This is a genomic window from Micromonospora sp. ATA51, from assembly GCF_016802855.1.
Classification (GTDB): domain Bacteria; phylum Actinomycetota; class Actinomycetes; order Mycobacteriales; family Micromonosporaceae; genus Micromonospora; species Micromonospora sicca.
Genome location: NZ_JAEVHJ010000193.1, coordinates 1 through 12734 on the forward strand (window position 1 = coordinate 1; position 12734 = coordinate 12734).

Sequence of the window (12734 nt, forward strand, 5' to 3'; positions counted from 1 at the left end):
GCTGCGGGCCGCGCGTACCGCCGGGTGTTCGGGGCCGAGCACTGCGGGCCCGGCGGTGGCGACGCGGGTGTAATTGCGGCGGGCCTCGTGCCGGTTGCCCAACTCCTCCGCCACCCCGGCCAGGTCGAAGCTGAGCGCCAACATCAGCGGATCGGCGTCCCCACGGCGGCGCTCGCCGGCCGCGTACGCCTCCTCCAGCACCCGGCGGGCCGCGGCCGGGTCGTCCGCCTCCCGGTGCAGCCGGGCCAGCAGGTGGGCGCTGCCCAGCACCTCGGGGTGGTCCTCCCCGTACGCCGGTCGGGCCGCCGCGATCGCGTCGGTGAGCAGGCGGCGGGCGCTGGCCAGGTCACCGGCCGAGCGCAGGGCGAGGGACTGGTGTTGAGCGGCGGTCAGGGGGGAGGGGTGGGACACGTGAGTCATGCTGCCGGTAATCGGCGCTCGGACGCTACCCACCCCGACGCATCCTGGGACCAGGCCGTCCGTGAGGTCCGCGATCCGACGCCCTGAGCTGCGCAAATCTCCGTCGCCGGAGCGTGGCGGGCGGCGATGTGCATGATCCATCCCAGCCGTGTACAGTAATGCCCCGTGCGGCCCACCGGGGCGCCGACGGGTGACGAGGTCACCGCGGCCGACAGGGTAGGCTGGACGAGCAGGTCCGGGTGGCGGAATGGCAGACGCGCTAGCTTGAGGTGCTAGTGCCCGTATAGGGCGTGGGGGTTCAAGTCCCCCCTCGGACACCAAACGAACGAAGCAGCCAAAGGGCCGCTGACCTGGCAGAACTCAGGTCGGCGGCCTTCATCGTTTCTCGGGCTGCTGCCGCCATGGGAACACCGTGGGAACACGGGCCCGGACGAGCCCCGCCGCACGACGCCGCTGGGGCGATCTTGTGCCCGGCGATCGAGACGGTTACGGTCCCACTGTTGCGCATATAGGTGCGTCGGCGGCAGCGCCCGCAGGACACCGGGTCAGGCCGCCCACGTTCACGTGGAGGAACGGTGGCATCAGTTGAGAAGAGGACGACGAAGGACGGCAAGAGCAGCCGGTGGCGGGTGAAGTGGCGGGAGGGCGGCCGCCGCGAGAACCCCTGGAGCAGCCGCACGTTCGACTACCTGGCCGACGCAAAGCGGTTCAAGACGCAGGTCGAGGCCGCCGGCGAGCGGATGCCGACGCCGGAGCAGCTGGTCGAGCACGGCTTCGCCGAGCTCCTTCCCCCCGGCATGGCCGCCCCGGCGCCGGAGCCCGCCGAGCAGGTGCTGACCTTCCGCGAGTACGCCGAGGAGTGGCTGGGCACGCTGGTGAAGCCGCACCCGGAGACGATGCGCAAGTACCGGGAGCGCCTGGAGAAGCACGTCTACCCGCGGATCGGCGACCGGCCGATCGCCGAGATCACCCGGCGGGAGATGCGCGAGTGGCAGCAGGGCCTGCGCGACGCCGGGCTGTCGGCGAAGACGATCGCCAACATCCGGGGCGAGAGCGTGGTGCCGATCTTCAAGGCGGCGTGCCGGCCGGGCGAGGACGGCGAGCCCGCCGTGCGGACGTCGAACCCGATGGACGGCCTGGCGCTGCCGGAGGGCCCGCGCGCCGAGCGGGACATCCTGGAGAGCCCGGACGAGGCCCGGCTGTTCCTGGAGGCGGCGTACGCGGTCGACCCGGAGGCGGCGGACCTGCTGCTGTGCAAGCTGGCGACGGGGCTGCGCTGGGGTGAGGTGTCGGCGCTGCCGCCGAGGGCAGTGCACGTCGCCCAGAGCACGGTGTCGATCGTGCAGGTCCTGCGGAAGGTGAACCGGCGGTGGGTGGTCGAGCCCAAGCCGAAGACGAAGCAGGGCTACCGGGAGGTGCCGCTGCCGGCGTCGGTGATGCGGATGGTCGCCGAGCGGGTGGCGGCGGCCAGCCGGGAGGCGGGCCGGCAGTTCGTGTTCGTGGCGCCGCGCGGGAACCACTGGCGGTACGAGGACTTCTACACGGACCGGTGGGTGAAGATCCGCGACCTGGCGCGGGAGAAGGGCCTGCCGCGCCGGATGACGATGCACGGGCTGCGGCATTCGCTGCTGACGCTGCTGGCCACGGAGGGCGTCGACCTGGCGGCGCTGCGGACGATGGCCGGGCACGCGAGCGTGACGACGACGATGAACGTGTACGTGCACGCGACCCGCCGCCACCACGAGCCGGTGCGGCAAATCGTCGGGGACTTCCTCGGCGTCGACCACCTGGCGGCCGCCGGGCGGTAGGGCGCCCAGCGCAACGGGCGGCGAACCAGTGGGTTGGCTCGCCGCCCGATGGCGGGCGACGCTGGTCACGCAGGGCTATTGGGCTTGCCGTGGCTCATGCCTGCGGTTGCGGCCCACACCAGAGCTGCATCGGTCAGCTTCCCGATCAGGTGGGCTTTGCCCTCGTTGCACGCGGTCAACGCTTGACAACCGCCATTGAGAGTCGTCCGGTAGGGCGCTCCACCTTGTCCCCGTCCGAGGAGGATGGGCGGTCTACGGCTGCCCGACGAGGAGATCCGCCTTACGCCACGGCGATGGCTCTCACGTCAATTGCCAACGGTTAGCGTTCCGCCGAGACTCTGGTGAGCCCGGTCAGCCCAGACGTCGGGTGCCATCAGGTTCCAATTCTCGCCGCTCAACATGCTCACCGACCGGCCGTTCAACGTGATGGCCGGGCCCTGCTCCTTCGCTCGTATCTCAGCCGCCAGGACCGCCGGATCACTGTAGGTAGCTAGGAGGACTTCCGCACCATCCTCCGTAGTGCACCTGGCTGCCGCTGAACGACCGGCCAGCTGAAAGTCGATGTCCCTGAGACCGGCGCAAACTAGATCCGCCTCCCGCAGTTCGTCCACGATTGCCTGAGGGCTAGAGAACGTGCCGCCGCTCGCGGGAGGACCGGTTGGAGAGGCGGATGGTGAGGGTGTGGCCGTCTGCTCCTGCGTATCGGAGGTACAAGCGGCAAGGCCACAGAGCAGGAACGCCATCGAAACGACGACGAGGGGCCTTCGTAACCAGATCATCAAGGCAGTGTCGCTGGGAGCCAGGCGTGTAGTCACCACACGATCGGGCGAGCCGTGTCCCCGTTCGGGGAGGTTGGACGGTCTACGACTGCCCGGCGGAGAAATCCTCCACAGACGAAACGCATGGCACTGGTTGCCGAAGCGAGCACCGTCGTACCAGCGGACTACGGTCTGGCATTGACCACCGGTTCCAGGAAGGGCGCGAGATGACGGAAGAACCGCTCCGCTATGAGATGAGCATGAAGCCCGGCTTCGGTCAGAAGTACACGAGGGAGCAGGCGATCGGCTCTCCGATAAAGCAGTCGTTGAACGGAGACGTGATGACGACCGGCATCATCGTGGACTGGATCGACGAGGCGGACGGAAGCGTCACTCTAGTCATCGAGCAGCGGGACCTTGGCCTGACCTGACTCCTGTGACCGGCGGGCCATCCACCACTTCCGCCGCTCACCGTATCCACTGGGCGTCATGTCACGGTGAGCTACGGGCCAGAGACAGGGGCGAGCGGCGGGGCGAGCTGGAGGAACCGGGTCACCTTGTGCGGGTCACCGAGGTCTTCAACCGGCCGAGGCGGTGGCCATTGGATGGTGCGTCCGGCCGGCCAGATGGGCAAGAGAGCGTCGGCTGCGGCAGAGCCGAGCTTCGGCCGCGCCCGCAGCCCTGGCCAGTCATGCTGGAGCGCCAAGGCGAAGAAGTGCCCGACCCGGAAGACCGTCGCATTGAATACGCCGCCCTCGCTACGGTACCTCTCCAGGTCCGGCGGCAGCGGGAACCCCGGGAAGACGTTGGTCACCGGCATGAAGTGGGACTCGAAAAGCTGTGCCCTGCTAGGCCGGTTCGGATCGGTGAGGTTCCACCGTCGCCCAATCCAGACCCGCATCGTGTTCGGTGGCGCCCCTTCAAAGGCGTGAACGCGGCGGTAGTGAGGTTCCGGGATCGGCTGCTCCACGTTGCTGGTGTGCACCGCCACGAGGCCCTTGAGCGCGACCCAGTTGGCCACGATCTGCTGCGCCGTGGCGTCGAGCTCCACGGCTTGGCCGACGACCATGGGGCCGACGATCGGCTTCGCTGCCTCCTCCAGCTGGCTCATCCAGCCGTTGTTGCACCCGTCGCAGACAACGCGCACCTTTGCCGTGAGAATTGGCTGACGCCACCGATCCCGGCCCGCTGCGCTGCTCCAGCGTTCGCTGTGGCCGGGCTGGCGGACCGCGGGCAGGTAGTCACGCAGCCAGTCGGGCCAGATGTGCTCGTTGGTGATCTGGCGATTCGTGGCCCCGCAGAAGCGGCATGCGTTCGGCACGAGTCGAGGGTACTGCGGCGGTATGAGATGAGCTGACGAGCAGCCCCGCGACGCAGCGGCACGGCTACGGGCTCGTGCCCAACAGGTTTCCAGCAGTGCTGAAGACGACGCCAGCGGTCAAGAAGAAGACGGTGGCCACCGCGCTTCGAGCCGCTGAGCGAGTGATGGCGTAGGTGATCAGGGTCCGCACGAACTGCACGTCACCCCAAGTCATGTCAGGCTCAACGCCCCGCTGCCGCCGGTAGTCGGCCGCCTTCTCTGCGTCGTCCCTGTGACGTTCGGAAGACTCCCGGATGATCGCAACGCGCGCCCGGGCCTTCAAGTACGCCAGCGCCGCGGAGACAGTGGCGATGCCGATGGCGAGGAGTTCGAGGACGCCGCCGATCAGCGACAGCCACATGCCGAGCGTCATGAGGCAATGATGGTGCATCTGATCAACCCCGGACGCCGCCCACACGCCGGCAGACCGTCCGTGCAATCCACGTGCAATATCCGGCGGCCACCACCGGGATTCCGGGGTCAACGAGGGTTAGACCGGACAGCAGGGCTCCCGGGGCGCAAAGCAGAGCGCCGACCGGCGTTTCCGCTGGTCGGCGCTCCTGTAGCCCGGCGAAGGGCTATGTGGCCAGGGGCGGGTCCCGAGTGCGGAAAGTTGCCGCGCTGCACCGTTTGCTCGCCGCCCGCTGCTGTCGGATCAATCCTCCTAGGACGGTCGAGAGGATGTGGCGTGGAGCGGGGGCCTCTAGGCGCCAGCGTCGGGCCAGCGCGCAACGATGTGTGGGCTGGACGCCCCACGTCAGCGGCGCGCGGCCAGGGCGGGGCACGCCTGGTAGGCGGCCTCCAGGTCGTCCTCCGTGAACCGGACGAGCCGGCCGAGCCGGTGGCAGGGGACGCGGCCCTTGGACACCCAGCGCCGCAGGGTGGTCTCGGCGATGCGTAGCTTCTCCGCGGCCTCGGCGTAGGTGTACTCCTGCACGAATCCTGCCTTCCGTGGTCGTCAATGACAGTCCGGTCACAATAAGGCATCGCGGCCGTATAGAGCCACAAAGATGAACGTGGAGGGAGTCATCAGTTTCATCGGGGGTTGCTCTCGTGTGGGCTCCGCCTGTTACCACGCCGCGATCTAGGAGTTGACGGCTGCCCGGCGGTTCCGCCAACGAGTCGCGCTGACTAGAGTGACGGCATTGGAGGTGTGATCGTACGCACGTTCGATCGCGCTCCCGGTTACGCCCGAACGATTCGCTCGTTGCGCACTGCGGGTGGAGGTCGCGTCACGCATTGTGCGGATCGTTGGTCAAAGTTGGATCATCAGCGCGAAGGGGGACCAATGACATCTCGGCAACGAGGCCGTTGCCTCCCCTCCCGCTCTACCGCCCCATGCATGGAGAGGGCTGCGGAAGCCCTTGGGTGGCCAGGCGTGGTCGTGCCCGACGTGTCACTACTTGGCACCCACGTTTCGGTAGTCGTGGTCCCTGATGTCGCCGCGCACGAGTGGCGCTTGGAGAACCGGTGCGCCGAACCGCTGCTCGATCCTGACTCTTTGACCATGTGGGAGTGGCCGGAGGGCCGCGGGCTGTTTCCCCCATCTGCGGTTTCCATCCACGGCGTCCTCACCGGTGTAGGCAGGTCGGTCCGCAGCGCGCTTTCCGGCGCCCGGAAGTGGCGGGGTTTCGCCGCTACCGCCGTGGCGTTGCCATCTGGCGAAGCGGCAAGTGATGATCTCCTCCTGGAGTGCTCGTACTCGGGTATTGCCGTTGTCTGCGAGGACCAGGACGAGGCGAAGGTCATCCAACCTGGGCATGACGGCCGGCTAGCCACCGCCCGTCGAACAACGGTGGACCGATGGATCGAGGAGAAGCTATATGGACGCCTCTTGGCGGACACGGACCTAGCGGACGCGCTCCTGTAGCGTCGCCGGCTCCAGCGCCTTGAGCCAGCCCCCCAGGAACGGGGGTGGTTCCCACTTGTCGGTGTTGTTCTCCACCTCGTAATGGCGGACCTGTGCGTTCCAACACTTCGCGCGCCAGCTCTCCGTCCGCGCGGCCTTCGTCGATCCGTGAGGCAGGAGCTCGTCGCGAAGGTCAAGCAGCACCTCAAGCGAGTGCTCGAACGCCAGCCGCTCCTGCTCAGGCCATGGGTGGATGGCCAGCTGCCCCAAGGGTCGGGAGTGGCACGCCTCGCAGGCGCATTGCCAGAGTCCATCGTCAGGATCCGCCTGTGCGGCAAGCGCGATTTTGTCGACGCTGATGTAGGCCAAGCACTCCTTCACGATTGCGGCAATCTGCGGATCGTGCCCACCTCCGCCGCCTCCGTCCTTCATTGGGTAGAGGTGGCGCAGGCTGGTGGAGGTGCCGACCGCTGCCGCAAGGGCGCCCATGCAGAGCGCCCCAAGGGCGGACACGTCGCAGCGGAGCAGCATCACCGGAACGCGGCAGTTCAACAACCGCAGCAGCGAGCGGACCATGTTCTTCAGGCCGAGCGGGTCCTTGTCGTGCTCCAAGATGACCGCGATGGGCACGCCCGCCTGCTCGACGGCGGAGAGAAGTGTGTCGAGCGCCGCCGGGGAACGTAGCCAGGAGATGTGAAGCGGCAGCAGGGCGATCGCATCCTTGAGGTCTGCTGCGCGACGGAGAATGTCTCCAAGTCCAGCTTCATCGCCCTCCCCCACGTAGCCGGAGTCGGTGAGAACCGGAAGTCCGAGGTTCCTCTGATCTCTGATCCAGGTGTCGTTAAACGGGGCCCGCGCGGCCACGCGGTTGGCGCCGGCGTATCGGGCGGCGTCGAGCAGCAGCGGCTGGCGGAAGCTGTTGTGCTCCCGCAGGTGTCGTGCGGCCTGGTAGACACGGGACACTGCGTCTGTGGCCCTGAAGTTGCCCTTCCTGGCGGTGATCACGAGACCCGCGTTATCCCGACGCGCCAGTCTGGCAACATCAAGCGCCTCGTCCGAGTAGCACTGGATGAGGAGTGCTTCCTGGAAGGGGTGCAGCTGAGCGGGCATCCGGCTGTCGCTGTGCTGGCGGGCGTTATCCAAGCTCACTGCCCGTGCCTTCCTGGTGATTCGGCTCTGTGTCCGTTCGGTCCGTCAAGTAGTGGCGTTCGAAGGGGCCCGGCAGCATCAGGGCGGTCGAGGCGACCTTGTCCAGTGTCCTGCCCAGACTGTCCAAATGGGCATCGACGACTCGCGTCATCAGGTGCGGCCTTTCCTCGGCGACGGCGCCGGGTTCGACCTTCGCCCAGCCAAGCTGATTCAGCCTGATCCGCAGTATGCGGTGTGACTGGTCGTCGATGAGCCCGAGGCGGGAGGCTTGCTGGATCAGGGCGGCAATCGACATGCCCCAGGTGACCTTGAGGTCGAGCAGGCGTCCGAAGTCCCGTGTGGTCAGGCGGGAGAGGTCCTGACGGATCGCGGCAGAGGGTGCGATGAATTCGCCGGCAAACTCGAACGCCTCCTGTTCGACCGCTTCTTCCCCAGTGGCGACCTGCCACCCGTGTAGCACCAGGTGGCCCAATTCGTGGGCGACGCTGAGCCGCTGACGGTCGCCGGGGAGGGCGGTGTTGACCACGATGATGGGCCGCCGCTCGGGCAGGTTGAGGCTCACTCCGTCCTGCGCATCCGTCCCGAGGTCTCGACGGATCACGGCAACCCCGAGTTGTTCGACCGAGCGAATCAGGCCGTCGATCGGCGCGTCGCCTACGCCAAGCAGCGCGCGCACGCGCCGAGCGGCCTCGGGCGGGGCGACCGCGCCCACGGGCAGCTCGGGAAGACCGATTTCTGGCCTCTGTGGTAACTCCTCGATCAGTCGGGTCGCGGTCAGGCTGATCAGATGTGTCAGCCCCTCGATGCGCTTGGTGGCGAGGGCGGTGAGCTTGCTTCGACGTCGACGGTGGTGGACGCAGGAGACGTTGGCGCCGAGGCTCGGTTCACGGACAGCGAGTAGTTCACCGGGAACCTCGAGGACCTCGGCGAGATGGGCAAGCTGTTCGCCCTCAAGCTCCAGCTGTCCACTCTCGATCTTAGATACATAGCCCTGGGATACGCCGGCCTTGTCGGCGAGCTCGGCTTGCGTCCACGCCCGCGACTGCCGGACCACGGTCACGGCCGCCCCATTGCCTCGCATGTCGCCTCCCCTCCGTCGTGTGGGGCAACAGTAGCACGGGGTGCATGAAATATTCCTGAGTCATTCCTAGATCATTCCGACGCGATCCCCGGGGGTGAAGTTCCGTACGGCTACAATCCCGTATTGCGTTCCCACACGCTCTGCGCTGGAAGTGCTGTTGGTGGCACACCGCCGTTCCACGGTGGAGGCCCAGGTTCGAGTCCTGGCCGGCGCTCGACGCCCGGCCACAGGGGAAGGTGGTGAGCGGCGCATGTTCCACGGCAGCATCCCGGCGGACCTGCGGTCGATCATCTACGAGCACGCCGAGTCGTGGCCGGACACCGACCTGTACGTCGGCTGCTCGGGGAACTTCACGATCGAGCGGACGCTGCACAGCCGGCCCGGCGAGGGCCGCGCGATTCACGGCAACGACGTGCAGGCGTACAGCTCGGCGCTGGGCTGGTGGCTCGCCGGCCGGGAGCTGGACTACCGGCTGAAGGACGAGCACCGCGAGGAGCTGGCCTGGCTGGAGCCGTACCTGGCCACGTCGACGGACACCCTCGCCACGCTGATGCTGGGCACCCGGTTCCTCCAGTACGTCGGCCGGTCCGGCGTCTACTACGAGCGGATGGTCCGGGCGACCGTCGGGCAGTTCCCGACGATGCACGCCAAGACGGTGGCGAAGCTGTCCGGGCTGACGCTGCGCCTGGCCGACTACTACTGCGGGGACGTGCGGGACTACCTGCGCGACGTCGTGCCGGCCGACGCGCCGGTGGCCATGTTCCCGCCGTTCTACGCGGGCGACTACGAGGCGCAGTTCGCCGGGATCGACGAGTTCTTCGACTGGCCGGCGCCGAGCTACGACCTGCTCAACGAGGACGGCAAGGAGGAGATCGTCGGGGCGGTGCTCGACCGGCCCCACTGGATCCTCGGCTTGCACATCGCCCGCGACGAGCTGCGCCCCTGGCTGCGCGGCGTCGTCCAGACCTCCAACCGCGGCATGCCGATCTACGTCTACGCGTCGTCGGGTGCGCGGCGCGTGGTCGCGCCCGCCCAGCAGGTCGCGCCGATCCTGCTGCCGAAGATCGGGCCGGACGAGGACCTCGGCGACCGCATGGCGATCCACGTGCTGAACGGCGGGCAGTTCGCGGCGGTGCGCTCGCAGTTCATGAGCAAGACGATCCTGCCCGGCTCCCCGCTGCTGGCGTGCGCGGTGAGCGCCGACCGGAAGCTGGTCGGGGCGTTCGCGTACCTCCCGCCGAAGTTCGACCCGAGCACCGCGTACCTGATGAGCGACTTCCCGGTGTCGTGGACCCGGTACCGGCGGCTGGCGAAGCTGATCGTGATGGCGGCCGCCAGCCGCGAGGCGCAGCTGCTGTTGCAGCGGTCCCTGTCGAAGCGGCTGACGGGCTGGTCGACGACGGCGTTCACCGACCGGCCGAACAGCGCCAAGTACGGCCGGGGCATCCCCGGCGTGAAGTTGCAGAAGCGCAGCGAGCCGGCCGCCGACGGTATCCACCGCTACCAGCTCCAGTACGGCGGCCCCCTGGGTGACTGGACCCTGCAAGAGGCGCTGGCGGAGTGGAAGCGCCGCCACGGGAAGGACGAGCGATGAGCGACGAGCACCGCGGCGGCGAGACGCCGGCCGCCGAGCCGGCCGGCTGCCCGAAGACGCTGTGGGACCGGCTGACGCCCTACCAGTGCGACGAGGGCGCGGAGACGGGCGTGTGCCCGACGCACGGGAAGTTCCGGCACGAGCCGGCCGACCCGGACAAGCCCTGCCAGCACCCCGACATGCACCTGGACGCCGACGTGCAGCGGCTGACCGCCTCCGACGACGACCCCACGGTGGTGGCGTACATCGTGGAGCTCTCGATCCGCTGCCTGGGCTGCCAGGAGCGGTTCCGCTGGACGGGCGTGCCCGCCGGGATGATGCCGAACCGGCCCGCCTGCTCGGCGGACGAATTCACGCTGCACGCTCCGATCCGGCCGGCGAGCGCCGACCCGGACTTCGGCCTCGGCATCCCCGGCTTCGCCATCCAGTACCGGGGAGGCGGGCGGTGAGCGACGTCGACGAGCTGCCCCTGGACCCGCGGCTGCTGACCGTCCGGCCGCAGGACCTGACGCTGCTGGAGGTCAACGCGCGGTACATGCGCAAGGAGCAGTACGACCGCCTGGTGGCGAACATCAAGCGGGACGGCTGCCTGACGAGCGTGCCGCTGGTGTGGCACGACGTCGACGGCGACCGGAAGGTGGTGCTGTCCGGCAACCACCGGGTCATGGCCTCCATCGATGCCGGCCTGACCGAGATCACGGTGATGGTGGTGCAGCAGAGGCTGACCCGGGCCCGGCAGGTGGCGTTGCAGCTGTCGCACAACGCGATCGCCGGCGAGGACGACCCGGCCACGTTGAAGCAGCTGTACGAGGAGCTGGACGACGTGGACTGGCGGGCCTACTCGGGGCTGGACGACAAGCAGCTCGACCTGCTCGCGCAGGTCGACCTGGAGGGCCTGTCCGAGGCGAACCTGGACTTCGCCACGGTGCAGCTGGTGTTCCTGCCGCACGAGCTGGACGCGGCCCGGGCCAGCTTCGACGAGCGCGGAAGCTGGTGCAGGCCGACGGCCGCTGGCTCGCCGGGTACGCCGACTACGAGGCGACGCTGGACGCCCTCGCCACCGCGCACGGCGCCCACAACGTCGGGAACGTGGCCACCGCCCTCGGGCTGATCCTGGCGGTGTTCGAGCGGCACCTCGGCGAGCTGCGTGACGGCGTGTGGTTCGACCCCGAGACGCAGGAGCCGGTCGGCCACGCGCACCGCCTGGTGCCGATCGAGACGGTGCTGGAGACGCGCTCCATGCCGGCCGACGCCGCCGCCGTGCTGACCCGCGCCGTCAACAAGCTGGTGCAGACCGGCGAGGTGCCCGCCGACCAGCGGTGGCGCGCCCTGGAGCTGCTGGCCGCCGACTACCTGGCCGGGTAGCCGATGGGCCGGCCGAAGGTCCCCCGCGCGACGAAGGTGATCGTCGCCGTCTACCTGGTGGTGATCGTCGGCGGCCTCGCGGCGGACTGCATCGGGCACTGGCCCTTCTGACCTCGCCCCGCACAGACCCCGGCCGGCAGCCCGCCGACCGGCGATCCGGCCGCAGTACCGCACCGCGGCCCGACCCCTGGAGGAAGAGATGACCGGACCTGCCCAGAGCGGCGAGGACCTGTACGCCGGCCTCGACGAGCGCCAGCGGCACGAGCTGGACCGGCGCTGCGACTACCACCCGCCGAAGGACCTGGCGACGGCCGAGGCGCACCAGGCGTGGCGGAAGACGATCAAGGCGGCGATGGCCGAGGCGATGCGCAGCCTGCCCGCCGGCCGGGAGACGTCGATGGTGCTGACCGCCCTGGACGACGCCCTGATGTATGGCAACGCGGCGATCGCCCGGCCGCCCATGACCGGAGGACGCAGAGGCGGGCACTGAGACGCGGGACGGCCCGGCCTGACTCGGGCCGGGCGCCCGCAGCTGGAGGAGGTGACCATGAGCGAGCCGGAGATCCTGCCCTGGGATCGGCAGCACCGCGAGCCCGAGAAGGCGTACGGGTACTTCGTCCTGTACCGCGACCTGGGCCGCACCCGCACCGTCGCGAAGGTCGCCGAGCAGGTCCACAAAAGCCGGGACTACCTCCACAAGCTGGCGACCACGTGGAAGTGGGTGCAGCGGGCGCAGGCGTGGGACCGGGAAGAGGACCGGCTGTACGCCGAGGGCCTGGCCGAGCAGCGGCGGGACATGGCGAGGCGGCACGCGCGGGTCGCGTCGGCGTTGCAGGCGAAGCTGGTCGCCCGGTTGCAGACCCTCGACGCGTCGAAGCTGAGCCCCGGCGACGTCGCCCGCTGGCTGGAGGTGTCGACCCGCGTCGAGCGGCTGGCGCTGGGCCTGCCCGACTCGGCGACCGCGCACACCGGCCCGGACGGCGGGCCGATCCGCGCCGAGGTCGAGCAGATGACCGAGCAGCAGCGCGCCGACTTCTTCCGGGCGCTGATGGCCGAGGCCGCCGCCCGCGCCGGGCAGGCGAACCCGGCCGCCGAGCCGGACGACCCGGGCGGCGACGACGACGAGGACGAGGAGGCAGCCGGTGGACCGGCGAAGGACTGACGACGGGGATATGTGGATCGCGGTGGAGGCGCGGTTGCCGAGGTGGGCGCTGTGGTGCGTGGCCGGCGGTGTGCTGCTGGTGGGGCTGGCGGCGGCGGCGGCATGGGCACGCTGCTGTGGGTGGCGGCTCGGTGAGGCGCGGACCCAGGTCGGCGCGGCTGCTGGTGGCGCACCGCGCGCCGGTCGCC

The 12734-nt window shown here is 69.2% G+C and carries 15 protein-coding genes and 2 tRNA genes; 11 read left to right on the forward strand and 6 right to left on the reverse strand.

Features of this window, described 5'->3' with window-relative positions:
* A partial coding sequence (locus tag JNW87_RS24990; RefSeq protein WP_238454495.1) for a tetratricopeptide repeat protein occupies positions 1–411 on the reverse strand: 411 nt, incomplete at its 3' end.
* Positions 412–653: 242 nt separating this feature from the next.
* On the opposite strand from JNW87_RS24990, the gene JNW87_RS24995 reads away from it, so the two are divergent.
* The 3 genes from JNW87_RS24995 to JNW87_RS25005 all read left to right on the forward strand — a co-directional run bounded on the left by JNW87_RS24995 (position 654) and on the right by JNW87_RS25005 (position 3417).
* A tRNA-Leu gene (locus JNW87_RS24995) sits at positions 654–740 on the forward strand.
* Positions 741–995: 255 nt separating this feature from the next.
* On the forward strand, positions 996–2228 hold the full coding sequence (locus tag JNW87_RS25000; protein WP_238454496.1) for a site-specific integrase: 1233 nt from the start codon (positions 996–998) through the stop codon (positions 2226–2228).
* A 985-nt stretch (positions 2229–3213) separates the two neighbouring features.
* Positions 3214–3417, forward strand: a complete 204-nt coding sequence (locus JNW87_RS25005; RefSeq protein WP_238454497.1) for a hypothetical protein — start codon at positions 3214–3216, stop codon at positions 3415–3417.
* 71 nt (positions 3418–3488) lie between these two features.
* Here JNW87_RS25005 and JNW87_RS25010 read toward each other — a convergent pair whose 3' ends face one another.
* The 3 genes from JNW87_RS25010 to JNW87_RS25020 form a co-directional block, all read right to left on the reverse strand.
* Positions 3489–4307 (reverse strand): hypothetical protein, encoded by an 819-nt coding sequence (locus JNW87_RS25010; protein WP_238454498.1) that lies wholly within the window; start codon positions 4305–4307, stop codon positions 3489–3491.
* Positions 4308–4371: 64 nt separating this feature from the next.
* Positions 4372–4719: a hypothetical protein gene (locus JNW87_RS25015; protein ID WP_238454499.1), complete on the reverse strand. Its 348-nt coding sequence runs from the start codon at positions 4717–4719 to the stop codon at positions 4372–4374.
* A 384-nt stretch (positions 4720–5103) separates the two neighbouring features.
* Positions 5104–5283 carry a helix-turn-helix domain-containing protein gene (locus JNW87_RS25020; protein ID WP_238454500.1) on the reverse strand — a complete coding sequence of 60 codons (180 nt, stop codon included), beginning with the start codon at positions 5281–5283 and terminating at the stop codon, positions 5104–5106.
* 405 nt (positions 5284–5688) lie between these two features.
* Between JNW87_RS25020 and JNW87_RS25025 the strand changes: the two genes are divergently transcribed.
* Positions 5689–6216: a hypothetical protein gene (locus JNW87_RS25025; protein ID WP_238454501.1), complete on the forward strand. Its 528-nt coding sequence runs from the start codon at positions 5689–5691 to the stop codon at positions 6214–6216.
* Here JNW87_RS25025 and JNW87_RS25030 read toward each other — a convergent pair.
* The gene (locus tag JNW87_RS25030) at positions 6196–7338 is read right to left on the reverse strand and encodes a hypothetical protein (protein WP_238454502.1); all 1143 of its coding nucleotides are present in this window, start codon (positions 7336–7338) and stop codon (positions 6196–6198) included. The genes JNW87_RS25025 and JNW87_RS25030 overlap by 21 nt on opposite strands.
* Positions 7331–8404 carry an ImmA/IrrE family metallo-endopeptidase gene (locus JNW87_RS25035; protein WP_238454503.1) on the reverse strand — a complete coding sequence of 358 codons (1074 nt, stop codon included), beginning with the start codon at positions 8402–8404 and terminating at the stop codon, positions 7331–7333. Before JNW87_RS25035 ends, JNW87_RS25030 begins: the two co-directional genes overlap by 8 nt.
* Positions 8405–8567: 163 nt before the next feature.
* On the opposite strand from JNW87_RS25035, the gene JNW87_RS25040 reads away from it, so the two are divergent.
* The 7 genes from JNW87_RS25040 to JNW87_RS25070 all read left to right on the forward strand — a co-directional run bounded on the left by JNW87_RS25040 (position 8568) and on the right by JNW87_RS25070 (position 12546).
* Positions 8568–8639: transfer RNA gene (locus JNW87_RS25040), tRNA-Gly, on the forward strand.
* A gap of 36 nt (positions 8640–8675) precedes the next feature.
* Positions 8676–10019 (forward strand): hypothetical protein, encoded by a 1344-nt coding sequence (locus JNW87_RS25045; protein ID WP_238454504.1) that lies wholly within the window; start codon positions 8676–8678, stop codon positions 10017–10019.
* Positions 10016–10468 carry a hypothetical protein gene (locus JNW87_RS25050; protein ID WP_238454505.1) on the forward strand — a complete coding sequence of 151 codons (453 nt, stop codon included), beginning with the start codon at positions 10016–10018 and terminating at the stop codon, positions 10466–10468. Before JNW87_RS25045 ends, JNW87_RS25050 begins: the two co-directional genes overlap by 4 nt.
* Positions 10465–11130, forward strand: a complete 666-nt coding sequence (locus JNW87_RS25055; protein WP_238454506.1) for a ParB N-terminal domain-containing protein — start codon at positions 10465–10467, stop codon at positions 11128–11130. The genes JNW87_RS25050 and JNW87_RS25055 overlap by 4 nt, the downstream gene beginning before the upstream one ends.
* Complete coding sequence (locus JNW87_RS25060; protein WP_238454507.1) at positions 11109–11384, forward strand: hypothetical protein; 276 nt, start codon at positions 11109–11111, stop codon at positions 11382–11384. Before JNW87_RS25055 ends, JNW87_RS25060 begins: the two co-directional genes overlap by 22 nt.
* Before the next feature lie 199 nt (positions 11385–11583).
* Entirely contained in the window at positions 11584–11874 is a 291-nt protein-coding gene (locus JNW87_RS25065) for a hypothetical protein (protein WP_238454508.1), read from the forward strand.
* A 57-nt stretch (positions 11875–11931) separates the two neighbouring features.
* Positions 11932–12546 carry a hypothetical protein gene (locus JNW87_RS25070; RefSeq protein ID WP_238454509.1) on the forward strand — a complete coding sequence of 205 codons (615 nt, stop codon included), beginning with the start codon at positions 11932–11934 and terminating at the stop codon, positions 12544–12546.
* Positions 12547–12734: the final 188 nt, after the last annotated feature.

Bases quoted from the DNA above. Each gene is read 5' to 3' on its own strand.
- JNW87_RS25005 (WP_238454497.1), top strand. From the start codon at position 3,214: ATGACGGAAGAACCGCTCCGCTATGAGATGAGCATGAAGCCCGGCTTC.
- JNW87_RS25015 (WP_238454499.1), bottom strand. From the start codon at position 4,719: ATGACGCTCGGCATGTGGCTGTCGCTGATCGGCGGCGTCCTCGAACTC.
- JNW87_RS25025 (WP_238454501.1), top strand. From the start codon at position 5,689: ATGGAGAGGGCTGCGGAAGCCCTTGGGTGGCCAGGCGTGGTCGTGCCC.
- JNW87_RS25045 (WP_238454504.1), top strand. From the start codon at position 8,676: ATGTTCCACGGCAGCATCCCGGCGGACCTGCGGTCGATCATCTACGAG.
- JNW87_RS25050 (WP_238454505.1), top strand. From the start codon at position 10,016: ATGAGCGACGAGCACCGCGGCGGCGAGACGCCGGCCGCCGAGCCGGCC.
- JNW87_RS25065 (WP_238454508.1), top strand. From the start codon at position 11,584: ATGACCGGACCTGCCCAGAGCGGCGAGGACCTGTACGCCGGCCTCGAC.
- JNW87_RS25070 (WP_238454509.1), top strand. From the start codon at position 11,932: ATGAGCGAGCCGGAGATCCTGCCCTGGGATCGGCAGCACCGCGAGCCC.